The organism is Tenacibaculum bernardetii, from assembly GCF_029125915.1.
GTDB classification, from domain to species: domain Bacteria; phylum Bacteroidota; class Bacteroidia; order Flavobacteriales; family Flavobacteriaceae; genus Polaribacter; species Polaribacter bernardetii.
This window is the reverse complement of record NZ_JAQJCU010000006.1, coordinates 90,378-112,202: the sequence shown is the minus strand read 5'-3', so window position 1 is coordinate 112,202 and position 21,825 is coordinate 90,378. Positions and strand designations below refer to the sequence as shown.

Here is a 21,825-nt window from a genome sequence, read left to right as displayed (position 1 = left end):
TATGGAATCTCATTTTGAGCTAAATGAAGTGACTAAAAAGTTACCGAAACACTTACATAAATTTGTAGTTAAACAACCGTATCACGAATATACGGCCCAAAACCAAGCGGTTTGGCGATATGTTATGCGTATGAATGTTGATTATTTAGGTAAAGTTGCACATGCTTCTTATTTAGAGGGCTTAGATAAAACAGGTGTTTCTATAGAAGATATTCCTTACATGGCAGGTATGAACCGTATTTTAAAAGATATTGGTTGGGCTGCGGTTTCGGTTGATGGTTTTATTCCGCCAAATGCATTTATGGAGTTTCAGGCTTATAATGTTTTAGTGATTGCTTCTGATATGCGAACCATAAATCATATAGAATATACACCAGCACCAGATATTATTCATGAAGCAGCAGGGCATGCACCAATTATTGCAAATCCAGAATATTCAGAGTATTTACGTCGTTTTGGAGAAATAGGTTCTAAGGCAATTTCATCATCTAAAGATTATGAAATGTATGAAGCGATTAGATTGTTATCTATTTTAAAAGAGAATCCGAACTCAACTGAAAAAGAAATAAACGAAGCACAAGAAAAAGTAGAATGGCTGCAAGATAATATGGGGGAATTATCTGAAATGGCACAAATAAGAAATTTACATTGGTGGACAGTTGAATATGGTTTAATTGGTAAGCTTGATGATCCTAAAATATACGGTGCGGGTTTATTGTCATCTATAGGAGAAAGCATGTGGTGTATGAAAGACGAGGTTAAAAAAGTGGCCTATTCTATAGAAGCAGCTACTGTAAGTTTTGATATTACAAAACCACAACCACAGTTATTTGTAACTCCAGATTTTGCCTATTTAAGTATGGTTTTAAATGAGTTTGCGAACTCTATGGCACTTAGAACAGGTGGTTTAAAAGGTGTTAGAAAGTTAATTGATTCTAGTAATTTAGGAACGATTGAATTAAGTACTGGTATTCAGGTTTCGGGTGTTTTTACAAATGTTATTGAAGATAGTAAGGGTAATGTAGCTTATTTACAAACAGCAGGGCCAACAGCTTTAGCAAGTAGAGATAAAGAGTTAATTGGTCACGGAATTATATATCATGCAGAAGGTTTTGGTAGCCCTGTAGGGAAATTAAAAGGAATCAATTTGCCTATTGAAGATATGAGTCCGCGTGATTTAAAAGCCTACGGAATTTATGAGGGTGAAGCAATAACATTAGAGTTTGAAAGCGGTGTTGTTGTTGATGGAAAAATAATTACTGGAACTCGTGATTTAAGAGGTAAAATTTTAATTATATCTTTTAAAGATTGTACGGTAACATACCAAGATCAAATATTATTTCAGCCAGAATGGGGAGTTTATGATATGGCAATTGGTAAAGAATTAGTTTCGGCTTATTCTGGGCCAGCCGATGTAAGTTCTTTTGGTGATATGGGTAAGGTTTCTGAAACAAAAACAACTAAAATCGAATACACAGCTTCTCAAAAAGAATTATATAACTTATATGATGAGGTTAAAGAAATGAGAAACAAAGATGTTGTTTTAGAAAACGATATTTTAACAATTTTCACGAAGTTGCAAAATGATTTTAAAGATGATTGGTTGTTATCTTTAGAGTTGTATGAATTAGCATTAAGTAAGGATTTTAAAGTAAAAACAGCATTAAAAAACCATTTAGAAGAATTGAAAGGTAACAAGAGTTACAGTACTTTAATTGAAAACGGATTACATTTGCTGTCTTAATAATAACAAAGCGAATGGGATTATTTAATTTATTTAGAAAGAAAAACATGACAAACGAAATACAAGAATATTTAGATAAAGATGCTGTGATTTTAGATGTGCGCACTTTGGCTGAATGGAACGAAGGGCACTCTGATGTAGCAAAGCATATTGTTTTAATAGTAGTGCCTTTAAATGTAGAAGAAATAAGATCTTGGAATAAACCAGTAATAGCCGTTTGTAAGAGTGGTGGAAGAAGTGGACAAGCAATGCAATTTTTAGCAAGCCACGGAATAGATGTAATTAACGGTGGACCTTGGCAAAATGTAGATCAGTATTTGGTTAAATAAGATTAAATATTAAAATTTCATAAAAGGAAATGCTTTAATAAGTGTTTCCTTTTTTTGTTGAAGGTTGTTTAAGAATTTTAAATGCGCTTCAGAAGTTGGATTAAAAGAGCGATGTGTTATGCCTTTTTGAACGGTTTCTACTTTATTCATTGTTTCTTTGGTTTGCTCAGAAAACCAAACATCAGTAAATCTATCCCAAATATAATCTACAGCAATTTTGTTAGGATGAATCATATCTTCAGTATAAAAACGATAATCACGAAGCTCATCCATCATTATTTCATAAGAAGGAAAATAATTTATTTTGTCACTTTGAGCGGAGTCAAGAAGTTGGTGAATTGCTGCTAATAAATGAGATTTGCTACGTTGGTTTTCTATAAATCCGTCTTTTAAATGTCTAACAGGTGAAACTGTAAAAGTAATCGTAACATTCTTGTTTATAGAAGTAATTAATTTAGTTATGGCATCGATACTTTCTGTTATTTCATCAACAGTTAAAATTTCTTTTAAAAATTTTTTTTGCTGAATTTTATGACAATTCGCAACTATAGTATCTGTTTCAATAAAACGATATACCCACGAAGTTCCTAGGGTTATTATAATATGTGTGGCGTTTTTTAATTGCTGAAGTGTTAGGGTGTTTGCGGTATTTAAATTATGTATTAGCTCGTTTTTATCTGAAGAACTTAAGTTAGAATGCGCGTTGAAAGAATGCCATTGTTCATTGTTAAAAATAACATCTTTGGTAGTGTGTTTTTTTTCATTGATAGCCATCGTTATTAGTGTTTCAATAGCTTTTGGGTGGAATAAAATACCAAACGGATTCGTAGTTGATTGAAACTTGTAGTAAGCTAATTTTTTCCCTATGTTCTCTGAAAAACAAGAACCTATTAATAGTAATTTAGAATTGTAATCAACTTTATGGAACTGCTGCTTTTTTAAAGGAATTGTAGTTTGAAGAATCATAGAAGAAATATAAATAGCTGTCCAAAAATAAAGATAAAACCCTTATAAATAATTATTAATCTTTTTTTATGTTTAAAAAAACATATCTTTGTTTAATAAAAATCAACATAAATTGAACAATATTAAAAAATCTTTTACAATTAAAGACCTTGAGAATATTTCGGGGGTAAAAGCACATACGATCCGTATTTGGGAAAAAAGATATGATTTGTTAACACCAGAAAGAACAGATACCAATATTAGGTATTATTCTTCAGAGAATCTTCAGAAGTTATTAAATGTTGTGTTGTTGTATAATAATAACAACAAGATATCTAAAATAGCTCAGATGTCTAATGATACTATTATTGTTAAAGCAAGAGAATTGGCTTTTAAAGCAGCGGTAAATGATGAGGCAATCAACTCTTTTAAGTTGGCGATGTTTCAATTTGATAAGGTTTTGTTTAATAACACTTATAATAAGTTACTAAATAAAAAAACGTTTAGAGAAATTTTTAAAGACGTTTTTGTACCTTTTTTAAGTCATATAGGTTTATTATGGCAAACGGACACTTTGTTGCCAGCACATGAACATTTTATATCTAATTTAATTTCTCAGAAAATTCAAATTAGTACAGAAAGATTAGAGTATACTACTACAAATTCTAATATTACATATGTGCTTTTTTTACCTGAAAATGAAATACACGAATTAGGATTAATGTATTTGAATTACGAATTAGTTTTAAGAGGTAATATGACTATTTATTTAGGGCAGAGTTTGCCGTTAAGTAATTTAAATTATTTTTTCGAAAGCGAGACAGAAGTTCGTTTTATTACGGCATTAACTATTCAGCCATATGATGATAAAATTGTTGATTATTTTCGTGAAATTGAAAATGTTTTAACAGGTACAAAACATCAATTAATAGCTGTAGGATCTAAGACTGAAAAAATAAAAGACCTCGATTTTAACGCTAATATTACCATTTATTCTTCTGTTATTGAATTGTTAAAAACATTATAAATTAAAACGTTTAATCTTTTTGTTTATTTATTAAACAAAAATTCGTAAATTTGATTAAGTCATTTTTTTTGCTTCACCTTTAAATTTTTATATATTTAACAACGAAGCTAATAATCTTTTTAAAAAAGTAAAATTGAAAAAAAAAATATCAATAATAGGTTCAGGTTTTTCTTCTCTAGCAGCATCATGTTATTTAGCGAAAGCCGGTTATGAAGTCGTAGTTTTAGAAAAGAACGCAACAGTAGGTGGTAGAGCTAGGCAATTAATTAAAGATGGTTTTACTTTTGATATCGGTCCGACTTGGTATTGGATGCCAGATGTATTCGAAAAGTTTTTTGCTGATTTTGGTAAAAAACCTGCCGATTATTATGAGTTAGAAAAATTAACTCCGGCTTATCAAGTATACTTCGATGCTTTAGATTCAATAACAATTCCCGGGAGTTTAGAAGAAATATACGAGGTCTTTGAAAAAGAAGAAAAAGGTAGTTCAAAGCACTTAAAGAGTTTTTTAAAATCAGCAGAATATAATTATGATGTTTCTATAAACGATTTAGTGTACAAACCAGGAGTTTCTCCTTTAGAGTTGGTTACGCCAGTTACTATAGGTAAGATTACTCAGTTTTTTTCAACAATAAGAACACAGGTAAGAAAGAAAATAAAAAGCAAAAAGTTAATACAGATTCTAGAATTTCCGGTGCTATTTTTAGGGGCAAAACCAAGTAATACCCCGGCTTTTTATAATTTCATGAACTATGCAGATTTTGGCTTGGGTACTTGGCATCCAAAGGGCGGAATGTATAAAGTAATTGAAGCCATGATTACGTTAGCAACCGATTTAGGAGTTAGTTTTAAAACTGAAGCGAATGTAGATGAAATTACTGTAAACGATATAGGCGAAGCAAATGGGCTAATGGTTAATGGAGAGTTTGTTTCATCAGATATAGTTTTAAGTGGTGCAGATTATCATCATACAGAAACTTTATTGCCCAAAAAGTACAGGCAATATTCAGAGAAATATTGGGATAAGAAGGTCTTTGCTCCATCATCATTACTTTTTTATGTAGGTTTTGATAAAAAGCTAGCAAATGTTTGTCACCACACATTATTTTTTGATACAGATTTTGATTTACACGCAAAAACGATTTACGATACACCTAGTTGGCCTAAAAAACCATTGTTTTATGCGAGTTTTCCTTCAATAACTGACGACTCTTTTGCGTCAACAAATAAAGAAGCAGCAACTTTTTTAATTCCGCTTGCCCCTGGCTTAGAAGACACTCCAGAGATAAGAGAAAAATATTTTAATCTTATTCTTGAAAGATTAGAAAAATTAACAGGTCAATCAGTTAAAGAAAATATATTATTTAAAGAAAGTTTTTGTGTAAATGATTTTGTAAAAGATTACAACTCATACAAAGGTAATGCTTACGGATTAGCAAATATTTTAACACAAACAGCTTTTTTAAGACCAAAAATAAAAAGTAAAAAAGTTAAGAATTTATTTTTCACGGGTCAATTAACAGTGCCAGGACCAGGAGTTCCGCCAGCACTAATATCTGGTAAAATAGCATCAGATTTAATTTTAAAAAACCACTAAAATGAAACAATTATTTGATGAGGTTTCTTACTCGTGTAGTAAGTTGGTAACTCAAAAATATAGTACATCTTTTTCATTAGCAACAAAAATGTTGTCACCAAAAATTAGGGGAGCCATTTATAATATTTATGGTTTTGTTCGTTTTGCTGATGAGATTGTAGATTCTTTTCATGAGTATAACAAAGAAGATTTGTTAGCGCATTTTGAGAATGAGTATTATGCAGCTAAAAAAGAAGGGATCAGTTTAAATCCTATATTAAATTCATTTGTTTACACAGTAAATACGTATGGTATTTCTGATGATATGGTGCAAGCTTTTTTAAAAAGTATGAAAGCGGATTTGTTTAAAACCGAATATAAAACTCAAGAAGAATATGATGCCTATATATACGGATCTGCCGATGTTGTTGGTTTAATGTGTTTAAAGGTTTTTGTTAACGGAGATGATCAAAAATACGATGAACTTAAAGCTGCAGCAATGCGTTTGGGTTCAGCATTTCAAAAAGTAAATTTTTTGCGTGATTTAAAAGATGATTTTGAGCTGTTAAATCGTTCATATTTTCCGAATGTAGATCTTAAAAAGTTAGACGAAACATCAAAAGAGATAATTATTAAAGATATTGAAGCTGATTTTGAATATGCGCTTACAAATGGAATTTTAAAATTACCTGTTGATGCTAAATTCGGAGTTTATATGGCTTATAGATATTATAAAAAATTATTAAACAAGTTAAAAGCTACTCCGTCAGCTAAAATTATGGATACTAGAATTAGAATTTCTAATCCGATGAAAATAAACTTGTTAGCAAGAAGTTATGTTAAATATAAATTAAAAATGATATAATGTTATTTACAGTTATAACTATTTTAACCTTTGTAACTATGGAAGGTGTTACATGGTGTACTCATAAATATATAATGCACGGTTTTGGTTGGTTTTTACATGAAGATCATCATCAACCTGGTTACCCAAATGTTTTCGAAAAAAATGATGCTTTTTTCGTTGTTTTTGCTATACCAAGTATTTTGTTATTCTATTTCGGAATTAGACCCGAGTTGAATTATTTGTTTTTTATTGGTTTAGGTATTTTGTGTTACGGAATCGCTTATTTTTTAGTGCACGACGTTTTAATACACAGACGATTCAATTGGTTTAAGAATACTAATAATCAATATTTAAAAGGATTAAGAAAGGCGCATAAAATTCATCATAAACATTTAGGTAGACCAGATGGAGAATGTTTTGGAATGCTGTTTGTGCCCTTTAAATATTTTAAGAAAAGACAATGAGTCAATACTTATATCTCATATTAACATTAGGTAGTTTAAGCATTCCGTTATTGTATAGTATAATTGAAAAAAAATTTCATTTTATTCAATACTTTAAAGAAGCTTTTATAAGTATTTTATTGGTTGCAATTCCTTTTTTAATTTGGGATGGGTTGTTTACAAAATATGGAGTTTGGGGATTTAATTCAACCTATCATTTATCGATAGAGATTTTTAGAATGCCTATTGAAGAATGGTTGTTTTTCTTTTGTATTCCCTACGCTTGTTTGTTTACTCATGAAGTCTTAAAATATTTAGCCCCTAAGTTTAAATTATCAAAAGGAGCGGTAATAATTACCAGTTTTTTATTGATTCTTATAACAGGAATTTTATTGATTTTTAATTTCGGAAAACTATATACAACAATAAATTTTATACTCTTTTTAGTATTACTTTTTTACGGATTAAAATATCATCTAACAACATTGCAAGAATACTTTCCTAGTTTTTTAGTCATCTTAATTCCGTTTTTAATCGTAAACGGCATACTAACAGGAAGTTTTATAGATGAACCAGTTGTTTGGTATAATAATAAAGAGAACCTAGGATTTAGGTTATTTACAATTCCGTTTGAAGACGTTTTTTACGCATTTACCATGTTGTTTTCTGCACAATTAATATTCAACTATTTAAAAAATAAAAAGTTTGAAAATAAATAAATACATACGGTTTTTAGTATTCTTAGTGTTTAATTTTTTGGCACTAGGAATAGGTACTTTATTGATGGAAGACGGCCCTCAAAAGGAGTGGTATCTTTCGTTAAATAAAGCGCCTTGGACGCCTCCTGGCTGGATTTTTGGAGCAGCTTGGACAACGATAATGTTATTGTTTTCATTTTATATGACCAAGTTAAGTTTCGAGTATAAATTTTTAGATAAAAAATTACTCTCACTGTTTATAGCTCAATGGATGTTAAATGTAAGTTGGAATTACTTTTTTTTCAATCAACAATTAACAGTTGTCGGATTAGTTTCTATTACATTGTTATGGCTGCTAATAGGTTATTTTACTTTCGAGCATTTAAATAAATTAAGAATGTTCACATTACTAATACTTCCGTATTTAATATGGATGACGATTGCAACAAGTTTAAACGCATACATCATATTTTATAATTAAAATTATGGCAAAAAAAAAGAATATTACCCAAGAGAAAATAGTAGAATGGTATATGAATTCGGTTTTAATTTCTGGTAAGCCAACTTCGGTATACTCATTTGCGCATGAAAATAATTTCGAAGAATCAGATTTTTACAAGCATTATTCAACTTTCGAAAGTTTAGAGAAGTCAATTTTTGCAATTTTCGCGAAAGAAACAATCCATTTACTACATAAAACAGAAGCTTATAAAGACTATTCATCAAAAGATAAATTACTAAGTTTTTATTTTACTTTTTTCGAATTATTAACAGCAAACAGGTCTTATGTCTTAATGCAATTAAAAGGCATAAAATCAGATTTTTCTAAGTTATCAGTTCTAAAAAAATTACATACCGAGTTTGTACATTTTGTAAACGGAATTAGTTTAGAGAAAATTGATTTTAAAAATGATAAAATCAATAAAATTCAAGATAAAACAATTTCAGAAAGCTATTGGCTACAATTATTAATGGTAATGAAATTTTGGATTGATGACGAGTCATCAAATTTTGAAAAAACAGATGTTTTTATAGAGAAATCTATCAAAGCAAGTTTTGATATTCAGCAAATTGCACCAGTAAAAAGTGTAATTGATTTAGCGAAGTTTTTGTGGAAAGAAAAAGGTACATCATTATGAAAACATTAAATAAAATACCTACATCAAAAATAGAAAGAGCAACAAAGCTTGTAACTACAGGGCTTAAGGTTGGTGTTAATTATGCTAAATATTACGGTAATAAGATAACAAAAACAGAAGAGGAAGCAAGAGAGCAGCTAAATGAAGACAATGCGACAGATATTTACGACGGATTAAAGGAGTTAAAAGGATCGGCATTAAAAGTTGCGCAAATGCTAAGTATGGAAAAGAGTTTGTTGCCAAATGCTTATGTAGAAAAATTTTCTTTATCACAATTTTCGGTTCCGCCACTTTCAGGGCCATTAGTTGTTAAAACATTTTTAAAATATTTTAAAAAAACACCAGATGAAGTTTTTGATACATTTACAGTAGAGTCTGTAAATGCGGCAAGTATTGGGCAAGTTCATAAAGCTACTGTGAATAATAAAAGATTGGCAGTTAAAATTCAATATCCAGGTGTTGCAAACAGTATTTCTACAGATTTAGCAATGGTTAAGCCTATTGCAATGAAAATGTTTAATATAAAAGGAGAAGGATCTGATGAATATTTTAAAGAAGTTGAAAGTAAATTACTAGAAGAAACTAATTATATTTTAGAGCTAAAACAAAGTAATGAGATTGCAAATGCTTGCAGTAAAATTCCGAATTTAAAATTCCCTAAATATTACGAGGAGTTTTCTTCTGATAGAATTTTAACGATGGATTGGATGGACGGAATCCATCTATCTGAGTTTACTAAGAAGCAATTAAATCAAGAAACTTCAAATAAGCTAGGTCAAGCTTTATGGGATTTTTATATGTATCAATTACATGTATTAAAAAAAGTACATGCAGATCCGCACCCAGGAAATTTCTTAGTATCACCAGAAGATGACTTAATAGTTATTGATTTTGGATGTATGAAAGAGGTTCCTGATGATTTTTATGTGCCTTATTTTGAGTTGGCAGTTAAAGAGAATATTGATAACCCAGCTTTTTTTGAAAGTAAATTATATCAATTAGAAATCCTGAAAAAAGAAGATAGCCAAGAAGAAATTACTTTTTTTAAAGAATTGTTTTACGAAATGCTATCATTATTTACACAGCCATTTCAACAAGAAGAGTTTGATTTTTCGGATGAGAATTTCTTCGGAAAAATAGCTGAATTAGGTCAGAAATATTCTAAAAGTACAGAGCTTAAAAAGATGAATGGAAATAGAGGCTCAAAGCACTTTATTTATATTAACAGAACATTCTTTGGGTTGTATAATTTAATGCACGACCTAAAAGCAACAAATATTAAAATTAATAATTATAAAAATATATAATGCATTTATCTAGAGCGGCAATAGATGAGATGGATCATCTGTATAAAATAAATTTAATGAACAGTATTTCTGGTTATAAATCGGCTAATTTAATAGCTACAAAATCAGAAGACGGAATATCAAATGTTGCCGTTTTTAGCTCCGTGGTTCATTATGGCTCTAGTCCTGCAATATTAGGTTTTGTATTGCGACCAACTACGGTGGCAAGGAATACCTATGATAATATAAAAAAAACAGGATTTTATACTATAAATTCAGTTAGTGAAAACATCATAGAAGATGCGCATCATACCTCTGCTAAATATGCACCAGGAATATCAGAATTTGATAAAACTGATTTATCCGAAGAATATAAAGGAGGTTTTTACGCGCCTTATATTACAGAATCACCATTAAAAATTGGATTAAAATTTTTAGAAGAGTATCATATAAAAGCAAACGGAACTATTTTGGTTTTGGGCGAAGTAACAGATTTGTATTTTAAAGACGAAATGCTTTCTGAAGACGGGTTTTTAAATTTATCCGAAGCAAAAATTGCAGCAATAAACGGTTTAGATACCTATATAATATCAGGCAAACAAAAACGATTATCATACCAAAGACCAAAATAAAATGAAAATTCTAATCACAGGAACCACGGGTTATATTGCCAAACGATTGGTGTTAAAGCTGCAAGAAGCAGGGCATCAACTAGTTTGTTGTGTGCGTGATTTACAACGAATTCCTGATGAGATAGAGCACAAAAAAAACATTGAATTTATAAAGGTAGATTTTTTAGATACTGAAGAAATAGTATTGCCAAATGATATTAATGTGGCTTATTATTTAATACATTCAATGGCTACAGATGCTGTTAATTTTGAAGATTTAGAACAAAATTGCGCTAAAAACTTTAAAAGTTTAGTAGAAAAAACAAATTGTAAACAAGTAATTTATTTAAGTGGTATTGTAAACGATAGCTCGTTGTCTAAACATTTAGCATCCCGTTATCAAGTAGAACAAAACTTACAATCAACAAAATATGCACTTACTACATTCAGAGCAGGTATTATTGTAGGTAGCGGAAGCGCTTCTTTTGAAATTATTAGAGATATTGTAGAGAAATTACCGGTAATGGTAACTCCTAAATGGTTAAATACAAAATCACAACCAATTGCCATTCGTGATGTATTAACTTTCTTAGAAAGAGCTGTGGCGAATGATAAGTTATATGATAAATCTTTTGATATTTGTGGTACTGAGGTATTAACATACAAGCAAATGCTTTTACAATTTGCAGAGGTAAGAGGTTTTAAAAGGTACATTTTAACATTGCCTTTATTATCTCCAAAATTATCTTCTTATTGGTTGTATTTTGTTACTTCTACATCATTTAATCTAGCGCAGGCTTTGGTGGATAGTATGAAAGTAGAGGTAATAGCCAAGCCAAGTGATATCAATCAAATTTTAAATATTCAACCTATTTCTTACAAGGAATCTGTTGATTTGGCATTTCAGAGAATAGAACAAAATACAGTTATTTCAAGCTGGAAAGACGCGATAAGTAGTGGCGTTTTTCAAGATCAGCTATCTGATCATATTCAAATGCCCGAATATGGTTGTTTTAAAGATATCAGATCGATTAAAGTTACTGATGAAGAGTTTACATTAAATAAAATCTGGTCTATTGGTGGTAAAAATGGTTGGTATAGTTTTAACGGATTGTGGAAAATAAGAGGTTATGTTGATAAAGTTTTTGGAGGTGTAGGATTACGCAGAGGTAGAACTCATGATACTTATTTAGAAGCAGGAGATCCGTTAGATTTTTGGCGTGTTTTATTAGCTGATAAAAAAGAAAAAAGATTATTACTGTTTGCAGAAATGAAGTTGCCAGGAGAAGCTTGGTTAGAATTTAAAATAGTAAAAGATAAATTATATCAAAAAGCTGTGTTTAGACCTAAAGGCGTATTAGGGCGTTTGTATTGGTATTCGGTTTTACCATTTCATGCTTTTGTTTTTAAAGGGATGATAAATGCGCTAGTTAAGAAGTAACTGAAGAATATATTTAAAAATTAAATTGTAAACGTAAGAAAATAGATGAAAACAATTTTAATAGTAGGAGGAAGCAAAGGAATAGGAAAAGCTTTGATTGATGTGTTAAAGGACACTCACAAGATTATCAATATAAGTAGAAATGAAATTGAAGCTCACGAAAATATTACACACTATTCTTTAGATGTTTTAAATGATGAGTTGCCAGATTTAGAAACTATTAACGGATTAGTTTACTGTCCAGGAAGTATTAACTTAAAACCTATAGGTCGCTTAAAATTAGACGATTTTCGTGAAGATTTTGAAATTAACGTAGTAGCTGCGGTAAAAATTATCCAGAAATATATCAATCCGTTAAAAAATAATAACGGTAGCGTTGTGTTGTTTAGTACAGTGGCAACAAAAATGGGAATGCCTTTTCACGCTAGTGTTTCAGCAAGTAAATCGGCAGTAGAAGGAGTTGTTAAGTCTTTAGCCGCAGAATTCGCTACAAAAATTAGGTTTAACTGTATTGCGCCAACTGTTACAGATACAACTTTGGCAGAAAGATTGTTACGAAATGAGAAGCAGCGAGAAGGAATGAAACAACGTCATCCTCTTCAAAAAATATTAGAACCTACCGAAGTTGCTAGTCTTGCAGCATATTTATTGTCAGATGTGGCATCATCAATTTCAGGACAAGTTTTTCCTATTGATGCAGGAATGGTATCTTTAAAATTATAATCATGAAAGTGTTAATTAACGTCTTGTTAATTGCCTTTTGTATAACAGAAATTATGGTGTTTGATTTTAGTAAAAAAGAAAATATAAATAATTGGAGTATTACCAATGATAATGTAATGGGCGGATTATCTTCTTCTAAAATGGTTATTAATGATCAGGGTGAAGGTGTTTTTTCAGGGTCGGTTTCTACTGATAATAATGGTGGTTTTGCGATGACGCGGTTGCCTGTAGATATAACATTATTGGAAAATACGGCTAAGCTTGTGATTAAATTAAAAGGAGATGGTAAAAAATATCAATTCAGAATTAAATCAGAAAAAGAGCAACGTTTTTGGTACATACAGTCTTTTCAAACATCAACAGAAACAGAGAAAATAGCATTACCTTTAAATGCTTTTTATGCATCATTTAGAGGCAATAAATTAGATATTGAAAATTTCTCTGCAAAAGAAATAAAAGAAATTGCGATTCTTATAGGAAATAAAAAAAACGAAAAATTTAAATTAAAGATCAACAACATAACACTTCAATAAATGAGAACATTAAAAATAACTTTACTTATGGCATTATTTAGCTTTTTAGGAAACGCACAAACAGTAACACCTAAAGAATCTTTATACGATATTAAAATAGAAGGAATAGACGGTAAAAATCTAGACCTGAATGAATATAAAGGAAAGAAAATATTATTTGTTAACGTGGCATCTAAATGCGGATTTACAAATCAGTATGACGGTTTGCAAGAATTGTACACTAAGCACGGCGATAAATTGGTGGTTATAGGTTTGCCTTGTAATCAATTTGGTAGCCAAGAACCTGGTGCAGAATCAGAAATTAAATCTTTTTGTACGCTAAACTTTGGTGTTGAATTTCCGATGACAGAAAAATTAGACGTAAAAGGAAATAATCAACATTCTTTATATAGCTGGTTAACAGATAAAGAAAAGAATGGTAAAATGAATTCTTCAGTAAAATGGAATTTTCAAAAATACTTAGTAGATGAAGAAGGTAGGTTAGTGGATGTTTTTTACTCTACAACAAAACCGATGAGTTCTAAAATTACGAAACTTTTATAAATGATAAATTTTAAAAAACATTCAGGAATTTATACGTTAGAAACGCAGCAAGAACTAAAAATGTCTTTAGATAAGGCTTGGGATTATTTTTCTTCACCAGAAAATCTAGCTAAAATAACGCCTCCGAAAATGGGTTTTAACATTACCTCTAAAGTCGATAAAAAGGCATATCAAGGTCAGATAATTACCTATAAAGTATCTCCGGTTCCGTTTATAAAAACAAATTGGGTAACCGAAATAACTCAGGTTAAAGAACAACAGTTCTTTGTAGATGAACAGCGTTTTGGTCCTTATGCTATGTGGCATCACGAACATTGGTTTGAAGAATTAGAAAACGGAAATACGTTAATGAAAGATAAAATATCGTATAAAATCCCTTTTGGGTTTTTAGGACATATAGCGCAAACTTTGTTTATAAAAAAGCAACTGCAAACTATTTTTGAATACAGATATGTAATTTTAGATAAAGCTTTTAATGGAAAATAAAATTGCTGTTTTTTGGTTTCGTAGAGACTTGCGTTTAGAAGATAACGTAGCATTACATAACGCATTAAAATCAGGAGGTAAAATACTTCCTGTTTTTATTTTTGATGAAGAAATAATTGATAATTTACGAAAAGACGATGCTAGAGTTTCTTTTATTTATCAAACGTTACATAAGTTAGATACAGAATTAAAAAAAGAAGGTTCATCACTATTAATTAAAAAAGGAAATCCTCTTAAAATTTGGGAAAGTTTAATAGCTGATTATAATATTACGGCAGTTTATATAAATAAAGATTACGAGCCATATGCTATAAAAAGAGATCAGCAGGTTGAAGCTTTTTTAACGTCTAACAACGTTGATTTTTACAGTTATAAGGATCAAGTTATTTTTGAGAAAGATGAGGTTGTAAAAAATGACGGTTTGCCATATACGGTTTATACACCTTATAAAAATAAATGGCTACAAAAGTTTGATGCCGATATTGATACGAAAGAATTTGTTATTAATTTTTCTGATTTTTATCATTTTACAGCAGATTTTCCAACTTTAAAAGCAATAGGGTTTGAAGAGAGTTCGATAAAGGTAAAGCCATATAATTTATCGAGTTTATCGAATTATGATGAGATACGAGATTTCCCTTTTCAGGATAAAACATCGTATTTGTCGCCTTACTTTCGTTTCGGGTTGGTAAGTGTTCGTAAAATGGTTCTTTATGCTTTAAAAACAAACGCGACGTTCTTAAACGAATTAATATGGCGAGAGTTTTTTATGCAAGTGCTGTTTCATTTTCCTAAAGTTGTTACTAATAACTTTAAGCAAAAATATGATGCCATTCCGTGGAGAAATAATGAGGAAGAATTTAAAAAATGGTGTAAAGGAGAAACTGGTTACCCAATGGTTGATGCTGGTATGCGACAATTAAATAAAACAGGTTACATGCATAATCGTGTGCGAATGGTTACTGCTGGTTTTTTGTGCAAACATTTATTAATAGATTGGCGTTGGGGAGAAGCTTATTTTGCTGAGAAATTATTAGATTATGAATTATCGGCTAATAACGGAAACTGGCAATGGGCTGCAGGAACCGGCTGTGATGCAGCACCGTATTTTAGAGTTTTTAATCCCGAATCTCAGTTAAAGAAGTTTGATAAAGATTTAGAGTATATTAGAAAGTGGATTGAAGATTTTGATGAATTAACATATCCACAACCAATGGTTGAGCATAAATTAGCAAGAGAAAGAGCTATTTCAACTTATAAAAAAGCATTAAACTAAAAAAGGCTCAAAGAAATTAATCTTTGAGCCTTTTATGTACTAAGTTAATTTATTAAAATGTTTTAGAATAACTTCCGTTCTTAGGAGTTAAATCACCAGTAATGATTCTAATAAAATCAATAAGTGTCCAAATACCTAAACCACCAAGAGTTAAAATTTGAACAACACCTTGCCAAGTGTATCCTAAATAAAATCTGTGAACACCAATAATACCAACAACCCAACATAAAATAAGGGCAACGATTTGGCTTTTACCAGATGACATAGCCATTGCAGGTGCATTGCTTTTTTCGATTTTCTCTCCTTTAACAACTTCAATGTTTTCTTTGTTTTTCTTTACAGGAAAAGAAGCTTCTGCTGTAGATGTAAATAAAAAGAAAGAAAAGATAAAGCTTAAAATAGTAATAGATTTTTTCGTAGTATGAATTTTTTTAGTTTTAAATTCGCACGAATTTAAAATAATTTTATGAAAAGTAAACTAATATTTTTTTTGTTTTTTAACTTTTTTGCTTCTATAGTTTTTTCTCAAAAAGCAGAGAAATTTGATTATGAATTTTTAGGGGTTTTAATGTTGAATAAAACACAGTTATATTCATATAAATTAGAATTTAATATAGATAAGGATAGTATAAGAGGGTATTCTTATACTGATATTGAGGGTGATAACGAAACAAAGTCGTATGTTTTTGGAACCTTTGATGAAAATACAAATGAACTAGTGTTTGAAGAAAAAGATGTTTTATATACAAAGTCAGATGTTTTAACAGACGAATTCTGCTTTATCAAATCTAGAGGTAAATTAAAACTTAGGAGTGCAAAAAAATCATTTGATTCTGATTTTGAAGGAGTTTACCCAAATGGAGAAGTTTGTGCGTCAGGTAAAATTAAAATAGTTGGAACCAAGTTTGTTCAAAAGAAATTAAAGAAAATATATAAGAAAGTTAAAAAGAAAAAAAGGATAGATTCTGTTGTTAAAGAAAAATTAAGACCAGATAAAATTTTAACCAAATTCGGAAAAACAAACCTTAATGAAGATGAAACAATAACTATTTTTCTAAATAAAAACCAAGCAAAGTTTGAAATTTGGGATTATGGTAAAGAAGATGGTGATATTGTAGATGTTTATATAAATGGCAAAAAAGTACTAGCCAACTTAAAGTTAAAGACAGAGAAAAAAAAGTTGCTAATTAACTTAAAAAAGGGAAGTAATACAATAGAAGTTAAGACAATTAACTCTGGAAAAATTAAAACAAATACAGCCAAAATTAAAATATATGAAGCAAATAGATTCTATGAGTTTTTGTCTAATATAAATAAAGGGAAATCCGCTAAAATTAATATTGTTGTAAAGTAATATTTATTCATAAAAAAACACCTCTATATTTTTATAGAGGTGTTTTTGGTTTTATATATCACGACTTGTATTATTATATTAGGAAGTGACAATATATATACTACGCAATATAATCTTTTGCTTTTTCTAAAGCTTTCGGAATTCCACCAGGGTTTTTACCTCCTGCAGTAGCAAAGAAATTTTGTCCACCTCCACCACCGTGAATTAGTTTTCCTAGTTCTCGCACAACTTTTCCTGCATCATAACCACGTTCTGTAGCTAGTTCTTTAGAAATATAACAAGTTAACATTGCCTTGTCTGCTTTTTCAGAAGTAGCAAAAAACAAGAATAAATTATCAAACTCTTTACCTAAAGCAAAAGCTAAATTTTTAATTCCGTTTGCATCTAAATCTACTTTAGTCGCTAAAAACTGAACACCATTTATTTCTTGTAATTGATTTCTTAATTCGCCAGATAAATTTTCAGCCTTGTCTTTTAATAACTGTTCTATTTGTTTCTTTAAAGCTGTATTTTCATCTTGTAAGCTAGTTACAGATTTTACAACGTCCTTTGGGTTTTTTAATAACTGCTTTACCGAAGTTAAATTACGATCAACATCTTCAAAATAATCACCAACGGCAGCATTTGTAATCGCTTCGATTCTTCTAATTCCTGATGCAACTGCGCCTTCAGATTTTATTTTAAAGTACCAAATATCACCTGTTTGCTTTACGTGCGTTCCACCACATAACTCCATAGACTGGCCAAATTTAATAGCTCTTACAGAATCTCCGTATTTTTCACCAAATAAAGCAATAGCACCTTCATCGATAGCTTGTTGCATTGGTATATTTCTTTTTTCAATTAAAGAAAGGTTTTCACGAATACGTGCATTTACAAAACCTTCTATTTCTTGTAATTTATCTGCATCTACTTTAGCAAAGTGAGAGAAATCAAAACGTAAGTGTTTTGTACTAACCAACGATCCTTTTTGCTCTACATGTGTTCCTAAAATAGTGCGTAAAGCTTGGTGTAATAGGTGTGTGGCAGTATGGTTACTTGCTGATAAATTTCTAATTTCTTCATTTACAACAGCTTTAAATTTTTCTGATAAATTTTCAGGTAAATTTTTAGTGTAATGAATAATTAGATTGTTTTCTTTTTTAGTTTTTAAGATATAAATTACATCACCGTTAGAAGTTTCAATATAACCTACATCACCAACTTGCCCTCCTCCTTCAGGATAAAAAGGTGTCATGTTAAATACCAATTGGTATTGCTCACCATCTTTTTTAGTTGATATTTTTCTGTATCGTGTTAACTTAACATCAGCAGCCAAAGTATCATATCCTACAAACTCTTCTTCATCATCTTCAATTAAAATATTCCAGTCATCGGTTTCAATAGCAGTTGCTTCTCTACCTCTGTCTTGTTGTTCTTTTAAAGCTTTGTTATATTCTTCTTTGTTATAATCTAATCCGTTTTCAGATAAAATTAAAGCAGTTAAATCTTCAGGAAAACCATACGTATCTTTTAGTTCAAATACTTTTCTACCCGAAATTACCTTTTCAGAAGCATTGGTGGTTATTGTGTTTAATAATAATAAACCTTGTTCTAATGTTTTTAAGAAAGAATGTTCTTCTTCTTTAATTACATTGTGAGCTAGTTGTTCTTGTGCTTTTATTTCAGGAAAAGCATCTCCCATTTGTGCACTTAAAGTTTCTACTAATTTGTAGATAAATGGTTCTTTTTGATTTAAAAAAGTAAATCCGTAACGAATAGCTCTCCTTAAAATTCTTCTAATCACATAACCAGCACCTGTGTTACTAGGTAACTGACCATCTGCAATAGAAAAAGCTACCGCTCTTACATGATCTGCAATAACACGAATAGCAATATCTGTTTCATCTCCAGTAACTTTTGGGTCTTCATATTTTACACCAGTAATAGTTTCGATTTCTCTAATTATCGGAGTAAAAACATCCGTATCATAATTAGATTGTACACCCTGAAGTGCCATACATAAACGTTCAAAGCCCATACCAGTATCAATATGTGTTGATGGTAAGTTCTCTAAGCTTCCGTTAGCCTTACGGTTGTATTGCATAAAAACTAAATTCCAAACTTCTACAACATGCGGATGATCTAAATTTACTAGTGATGCACCAGATACTTTTGCTTTCTCTTCCGCAGAGCGGATATCTATATGAATTTCAGAACATGGTCCGCAAGGTCCTTGCGCTCCCATTTCCCAAAAATTATCTTTTTTATTTCCTAATAAAATACGGTCTTCAGCTATGTATTGTTTCCAAATGTCATACGCTTCGGTATCTTTTTTTAAGCCTTCTTCTTCATCACCTTCAAAAATAGTAACATATAAAATATCCTTATCTATTTTATATACTTCGGTAAGCAGTTCCCAAGCCCAGGCTATTGCTTCTTTTTTAAAGTAATCTCCAAAACTCCAGTTTCCTAGCATTTCAAATAACGTATGATGATAGGTATCTTTACCTACTTCTTCTAAATCGTTATGTTTTCCTGAAACACGTAAACATTTTTGAGAATCAGCAACTCTAGTATTTACTATTTTTTTTTGACCTAAAAAAAACTCTTTAAAAGGAACCATACCTGCGTTAACAAACATTAAAGTAGGGTCGTTTTTTAACACCATTGGTGCAGATGGAACGATTTTATGGTTTTTAGAATTTTTGTAAAATTCTAAAAATTTTGATCTTATTTCTTGAGATTTCATACGGTTAGCGCTCGAAATTTTGTTAAATAATTATTAAAAAACAACTTAACAAAAGTAGTTTTAAAACATTTTGTAAATTTGTGTGTTGTCAAACAAAAGTTCTTAAGAGTTTTTGCTTGTTTAACGTGCACAAAAATAGTATATTTAGTATTATGGCGAAAGTAAAATATTATTACGATCCTGAGACGTTATCTTACCGAAAAATAGAGTCAAAAAAAAGCGAGAAATATAAAAAGTCCTTTTTAGGAATTGTTAGTGCTTTATTGGTTGCATTCTTTGGTTTTATAGGGTTTAGTCAGTTTTTAATGTCACCTAACGAAAGAGCTCAAAAAAGAGAAATAGAGAATTTTAAGTTGCATACAGAACTAATGTCTAAAGAATTAGTTGTGTTGTCAGAAAGATTATCTGAGCTACAAGAAAGAGATGATAATATATATAGAGCGTATTTTGAAGCAAGTGCTATACCAGAAGAGCAGCGTAAAGCAGGTTTTGGAGGTGTGAATAGGTACAAGCATTTAGAGGGGTTTAAAAATAGCGCAATGATTACCAATGCAACAAGAGAAATAGAAATATTATCGAAGCAGATGGTTGTGCAATCAAAATCATTAGACGAAATTGTTAGTTTGGCAAAAGAAAAGGAAAAAATGTTAGCCTCTATTCCTGCTATACAACCTGTGAAAAATCAAGATTTAAAACGTATGGCATCTGGTTATGGTATGCGTATGCATCCAATCCTTAAAACGAGAAGAATGCATAATGGAATGGATTTTACAGCTCCAAAAGGCACACCTATTTTTGCTTCTGGTAATGGTGTTATAGCGAAAGCTCATAGAAGTTCTACTTTTGGTAAAGTAGTATATATAGATCACGGATATGGGTATAGAACTATTTATGCGCACATGAGTAAAATTATAGCAAAAAGAAAGCAAGAAGTAAAACGAGGAGATATAATAGGCTATGTTGGAAATACTGGTCGCTCTATGGCATCACATTTACATTATGAAATTCATAAAGATGGTAGACCTGTAAATCCTATTTATTTTTATTATGGAGATTTAACTCCAGAAGAATTTATTGCAATGCAAAAAGCATCACAAGAAAACGGACAATCATACGATTAATTAGAACTTACTAAGGAAATGTATGTAGAACTACCTGATAAAAGATACTATAAAATAGGAGAAGTGTCTAAAGCTTTTAACGTAAATGTTTCACTAATCCGTTTTTGGGAACAAGAATTTGAGGTTATTAAGCCTAAAAAAAACGCAAAAGGAAATCGGTTATTTACAAAAGAGGATATTGAGAATTTTAAGTTGATATTCAACTTAGTAAAAGAAAGAGGTTTTACTTTAGATGGCGCAAAACAAAAGCTTAAAAAAAACCCGAATGATGTAGTTAATAATCATGAAGTTATTAGTAGGTTAGAAAGAGTAAAAGCAGAATTAAAAAAAATTAAAAATCAATTATAGAAAATCAATTATTATGAAAAAATGGTTAGTGCCTTTAGTTATTATTGGAGTATTAGTATTCGTAGTCTTTAAATGGGTTGTAGGATTTAATAATACAGCAGTAAGATTAAATGAAAATATTGCGGAATCTTGGGGTAATGTAGAAACTGCATACCAAAGAAGAAGTGATTTAATTGGTAATTTAGTTAAAACGGTACAAGGAGCTGCTGATTTTGAAAAATCGACACTTACCGAAGTAATCAACGCAAGAGCCAAAGCAACATCAATAAATATTGACCCATCAAAAGTAACACCAGAACAACTAGCACAGTTTAATAAAGTTCAAGGTGGTTTAAGTGGTGCCTTAAAAAGTTTATTAGTAACAGTAGAGCGTTATCCTGATTTAAAAACAAATCAGAATTTCTTAAAGTTACAAGATGAATTAGCAAGTACTGAAAATCAAATTTTAACAGTTAGAACTCGATTTAACGAAGCTGTAAAACCTTATAACAATCATGTAAAAGTATTTCCTAATTCTATTTTAGCAGGGTGGTTTGGTTTTGAAGGTAAACCTTATTTTGAAGCGGAAGCTGGTGCAGAAAAAGCTCCGGATGTTAATTTCGATTTTGGAACTAAAAAATAAAA

Annotated in this window: 24 protein-coding genes; 21 read left to right on the top strand and 3 right to left on the bottom strand. The window is 30.3% G+C overall.

Annotation, left to right across the window (positions count from 1 at the left end; translation table 11 throughout):
• Window position 1 precedes the first annotated feature (1 nt).
• Together P2G10_RS06750 and P2G10_RS06745 are read left to right on the top strand one after the other, a co-directional pair.
• Window positions 2–1,744 carry an aromatic amino acid hydroxylase gene (locus P2G10_RS06750; RefSeq protein WP_275315789.1) on the top strand — a complete coding sequence of 581 codons (1,743 nt, stop codon included), beginning with the start codon at window positions 2–4 and terminating at the stop codon, window positions 1,742–1,744.
• Window positions 1,745–1,758: 14 nt separating this feature from the next.
• Window positions 1,759–2,073 carry a rhodanese-like domain-containing protein gene (locus P2G10_RS06745; RefSeq protein ID WP_275315788.1) on the top strand — a complete coding sequence of 105 codons (315 nt, stop codon included), beginning with the start codon at window positions 1,759–1,761 and terminating at the stop codon, window positions 2,071–2,073.
• A 9-nt stretch (window positions 2,074–2,082) separates the two neighbouring features.
• On the opposite strand, the gene P2G10_RS06740 is transcribed toward P2G10_RS06745, so the two are convergent.
• Entirely contained in the window at window positions 2,083–3,039 is a 957-nt protein-coding gene (locus tag P2G10_RS06740) for a GSCFA domain-containing protein (RefSeq protein WP_275315787.1), read from the bottom strand.
• 112 nt (window positions 3,040–3,151) lie between these two features.
• Here P2G10_RS06740 and P2G10_RS06735 point away from each other — a divergent pair, with 112 nt between their 5' ends.
• The 15 genes from P2G10_RS06735 to P2G10_RS06665 all read left to right on the top strand — a co-directional run bounded on the left by P2G10_RS06735 (window position 3,152) and on the right by P2G10_RS06665 (window position 15,647).
• Entirely contained in the window at window positions 3,152–4,045 is an 894-nt protein-coding gene (locus P2G10_RS06735; protein ID WP_218771503.1) for a MerR family transcriptional regulator, read from the top strand.
• A gap of 133 nt (window positions 4,046–4,178) precedes the next feature.
• Window positions 4,179–5,642 carry a phytoene desaturase family protein gene (locus P2G10_RS06730; RefSeq protein WP_275315786.1) on the top strand — a complete coding sequence of 488 codons (1,464 nt, stop codon included), beginning with the start codon at window positions 4,179–4,181 and terminating at the stop codon, window positions 5,640–5,642.
• 1 nt (window position 5,643) lies between these two features.
• The gene (locus tag P2G10_RS06725; RefSeq protein ID WP_275315785.1) at window positions 5,644–6,486 is read left to right on the top strand and encodes a phytoene/squalene synthase family protein; all 843 of its coding nucleotides are present in this window, start codon (window positions 5,644–5,646) and stop codon (window positions 6,484–6,486) included.
• A complete protein-coding gene (locus P2G10_RS06720; protein WP_275315784.1) occupies window positions 6,486–6,932 on the top strand; it encodes a sterol desaturase family protein in 447 nt (148 codons plus the stop codon). The genes P2G10_RS06725 and P2G10_RS06720 overlap by 1 nt, the downstream gene beginning before the upstream one ends.
• Window positions 6,929–7,630, top strand: a complete 702-nt coding sequence (locus tag P2G10_RS06715) for a lycopene cyclase domain-containing protein (protein WP_218771499.1) — start codon at window positions 6,929–6,931, stop codon at window positions 7,628–7,630. Before P2G10_RS06720 ends, P2G10_RS06715 begins: the two co-directional genes overlap by 4 nt.
• Window positions 7,617–8,090 (top strand): TspO/MBR family protein, encoded by a 474-nt coding sequence (locus P2G10_RS06710; RefSeq protein ID WP_275315783.1) that lies wholly within the window; start codon window positions 7,617–7,619, stop codon window positions 8,088–8,090. The genes P2G10_RS06715 and P2G10_RS06710 overlap by 14 nt, the downstream gene beginning before the upstream one ends.
• A 4-nt stretch (window positions 8,091–8,094) precedes the next feature.
• Window positions 8,095–8,748, top strand: a complete 654-nt coding sequence (locus tag P2G10_RS06705; protein WP_275315782.1) for a TetR family transcriptional regulator C-terminal domain-containing protein — start codon at window positions 8,095–8,097, stop codon at window positions 8,746–8,748.
• Entirely contained in the window at window positions 8,745–10,055 is a 1,311-nt protein-coding gene (locus tag P2G10_RS06700) for an ABC1 kinase family protein (RefSeq protein ID WP_275315781.1), read from the top strand. The genes P2G10_RS06705 and P2G10_RS06700 overlap by 4 nt, the downstream gene beginning before the upstream one ends.
• Window positions 10,055–10,666: a flavin reductase family protein gene (locus P2G10_RS06695; protein WP_218771495.1), complete on the top strand. Its 612-nt coding sequence runs from the start codon at window positions 10,055–10,057 to the stop codon at window positions 10,664–10,666. The genes P2G10_RS06700 and P2G10_RS06695 overlap by 1 nt, the downstream gene beginning before the upstream one ends.
• Before the next feature lies 1 nt (window position 10,667).
• The gene (locus P2G10_RS06690) at window positions 10,668–12,086 is read left to right on the top strand and encodes an SDR family oxidoreductase (RefSeq protein WP_275315780.1); all 1,419 of its coding nucleotides are present in this window, start codon (window positions 10,668–10,670) and stop codon (window positions 12,084–12,086) included.
• A gap of 45 nt (window positions 12,087–12,131) precedes the next feature.
• Complete coding sequence (locus P2G10_RS06685) at window positions 12,132–12,809, top strand: SDR family NAD(P)-dependent oxidoreductase (protein WP_275315779.1); 678 nt, start codon at window positions 12,132–12,134, stop codon at window positions 12,807–12,809.
• Window positions 12,810–12,811: 2 nt separating this feature from the next.
• Entirely contained in the window at window positions 12,812–13,342 is a 531-nt protein-coding gene (locus tag P2G10_RS06680) for a CIA30 family protein (RefSeq protein ID WP_275315778.1), read from the top strand.
• A 27-nt stretch (window positions 13,343–13,369) separates the two neighbouring features.
• Window positions 13,370–13,885, top strand: a complete 516-nt coding sequence (locus P2G10_RS06675) for a glutathione peroxidase (protein WP_275315777.1) — start codon at window positions 13,370–13,372, stop codon at window positions 13,883–13,885.
• Window positions 13,886–14,371: an SRPBCC family protein gene (locus tag P2G10_RS06670; protein ID WP_275315776.1), complete on the top strand. Its 486-nt coding sequence runs from the start codon at window positions 13,886–13,888 to the stop codon at window positions 14,369–14,371.
• Window positions 14,361–15,647 (top strand): cryptochrome/photolyase family protein, encoded by a 1,287-nt coding sequence (locus P2G10_RS06665; protein ID WP_275315775.1) that lies wholly within the window; start codon window positions 14,361–14,363, stop codon window positions 15,645–15,647. The genes P2G10_RS06670 and P2G10_RS06665 overlap by 11 nt, the downstream gene beginning before the upstream one ends.
• 52 nt (window positions 15,648–15,699) lie before the next feature.
• Here the strand turns inward: P2G10_RS06665 and P2G10_RS06660 are convergent, their stop codons facing one another.
• Window positions 15,700–15,918, bottom strand: a complete 219-nt coding sequence (locus P2G10_RS06660) for a TM2 domain-containing protein (protein ID WP_275315774.1) — start codon at window positions 15,916–15,918, stop codon at window positions 15,700–15,702.
• Between the two features lie 195 nt (window positions 15,919–16,113).
• Here P2G10_RS06660 and P2G10_RS06655 point away from each other — a divergent pair, with 195 nt between their 5' ends.
• Complete coding sequence (locus tag P2G10_RS06655; protein WP_275315773.1) at window positions 16,114–17,001, top strand: hypothetical protein; 888 nt, start codon at window positions 16,114–16,116, stop codon at window positions 16,999–17,001.
• Between the two features lie 100 nt (window positions 17,002–17,101).
• Here the strand turns inward: P2G10_RS06655 and alaS are convergent, their stop codons facing one another.
• Complete coding sequence (gene alaS / locus P2G10_RS06650; RefSeq protein ID WP_275315771.1) at window positions 17,102–19,732, bottom strand: alanine--tRNA ligase; 2,631 nt, start codon at window positions 19,730–19,732, stop codon at window positions 17,102–17,104.
• A 152-nt stretch (window positions 19,733–19,884) separates the two neighbouring features.
• On the opposite strand from alaS, the gene P2G10_RS06645 reads away from it, so the two are divergent.
• Genes P2G10_RS06645 through P2G10_RS06635 form a run of 3 tightly spaced genes read left to right on the top strand, consistent with a single transcriptional unit; the run spans window position 19,885 to window position 21,823 of the window.
• A complete protein-coding gene (locus P2G10_RS06645; RefSeq protein ID WP_275315770.1) occupies window positions 19,885–20,853 on the top strand; it encodes a M23 family metallopeptidase in 969 nt (322 codons plus the stop codon).
• An 18-nt stretch (window positions 20,854–20,871) separates the two neighbouring features.
• A complete protein-coding gene (locus P2G10_RS06640; RefSeq protein ID WP_218771485.1) occupies window positions 20,872–21,201 on the top strand; it encodes a MerR family transcriptional regulator in 330 nt (109 codons plus the stop codon).
• Window positions 21,202–21,214: 13 nt separating this feature from the next.
• Window positions 21,215–21,823, top strand: a complete 609-nt coding sequence (locus P2G10_RS06635) for a LemA family protein (RefSeq protein WP_218771484.1) — start codon at window positions 21,215–21,217, stop codon at window positions 21,821–21,823.
• Window positions 21,824–21,825: the final 2 nt, after the last annotated feature.

Excerpts from the sequence above, each read along its gene's own strand:
- P2G10_RS06675 (WP_275315777.1), top strand. The coding sequence starts at position 13,370 with ATGGCATTATTTAGCTTTTTAGGAAACGCACAAACAGTAACACCTAAA.
- P2G10_RS06635 (WP_218771484.1), top strand. The coding sequence starts at position 21,215 with ATGAAAAAATGGTTAGTGCCTTTAGTTATTATTGGAGTATTAGTATTC.
- P2G10_RS06715 (WP_218771499.1), top strand. The coding sequence starts at position 6,929 with ATGAGTCAATACTTATATCTCATATTAACATTAGGTAGTTTAAGCATT.
- P2G10_RS06670 (WP_275315776.1), top strand. The coding sequence starts at position 13,886 with ATGATAAATTTTAAAAAACATTCAGGAATTTATACGTTAGAAACGCAG.
- P2G10_RS06720 (WP_275315784.1), top strand. The coding sequence starts at position 6,486 with ATGTTATTTACAGTTATAACTATTTTAACCTTTGTAACTATGGAAGGT.
- P2G10_RS06655 (WP_275315773.1), top strand. The coding sequence starts at position 16,114 with ATGAAAAGTAAACTAATATTTTTTTTGTTTTTTAACTTTTTTGCTTCT.
- P2G10_RS06740 (WP_275315787.1), bottom strand. The coding sequence starts at position 3,039 with ATGATTCTTCAAACTACAATTCCTTTAAAAAAGCAGCAGTTCCATAAA.
- P2G10_RS06695 (WP_218771495.1), top strand. The coding sequence starts at position 10,055 with ATGCATTTATCTAGAGCGGCAATAGATGAGATGGATCATCTGTATAAA.
- P2G10_RS06685 (WP_275315779.1), top strand. The coding sequence starts at position 12,132 with ATGAAAACAATTTTAATAGTAGGAGGAAGCAAAGGAATAGGAAAAGCT.
- P2G10_RS06665 (WP_275315775.1), top strand. The coding sequence starts at position 14,361 with ATGGAAAATAAAATTGCTGTTTTTTGGTTTCGTAGAGACTTGCGTTTA.
- P2G10_RS06750 (WP_275315789.1), top strand. The coding sequence starts at position 2 with ATGGAATCTCATTTTGAGCTAAATGAAGTGACTAAAAAGTTACCGAAA.
- alaS (WP_275315771.1), bottom strand. The coding sequence starts at position 19,732 with ATGAAATCTCAAGAAATAAGATCAAAATTTTTAGAATTTTACAAAAAT.
- P2G10_RS06705 (WP_275315782.1), top strand. The coding sequence starts at position 8,095 with ATGGCAAAAAAAAAGAATATTACCCAAGAGAAAATAGTAGAATGGTAT.
- P2G10_RS06660 (WP_275315774.1), bottom strand. The coding sequence starts at position 15,918 with ATGGCTATGTCATCTGGTAAAAGCCAAATCGTTGCCCTTATTTTATGT.
- P2G10_RS06745 (WP_275315788.1), top strand. The coding sequence starts at position 1,759 with ATGGGATTATTTAATTTATTTAGAAAGAAAAACATGACAAACGAAATA.
- P2G10_RS06680 (WP_275315778.1), top strand. The coding sequence starts at position 12,812 with ATGAAAGTGTTAATTAACGTCTTGTTAATTGCCTTTTGTATAACAGAA.
- P2G10_RS06640 (WP_218771485.1), top strand. The coding sequence starts at position 20,872 with ATGTATGTAGAACTACCTGATAAAAGATACTATAAAATAGGAGAAGTG.
- P2G10_RS06725 (WP_275315785.1), top strand. The coding sequence starts at position 5,644 with ATGAAACAATTATTTGATGAGGTTTCTTACTCGTGTAGTAAGTTGGTA.
- P2G10_RS06645 (WP_275315770.1), top strand. The coding sequence starts at position 19,885 with ATGGCGAAAGTAAAATATTATTACGATCCTGAGACGTTATCTTACCGA.
- P2G10_RS06700 (WP_275315781.1), top strand. The coding sequence starts at position 8,745 with ATGAAAACATTAAATAAAATACCTACATCAAAAATAGAAAGAGCAACA.
- P2G10_RS06690 (WP_275315780.1), top strand. The coding sequence starts at position 10,668 with ATGAAAATTCTAATCACAGGAACCACGGGTTATATTGCCAAACGATTG.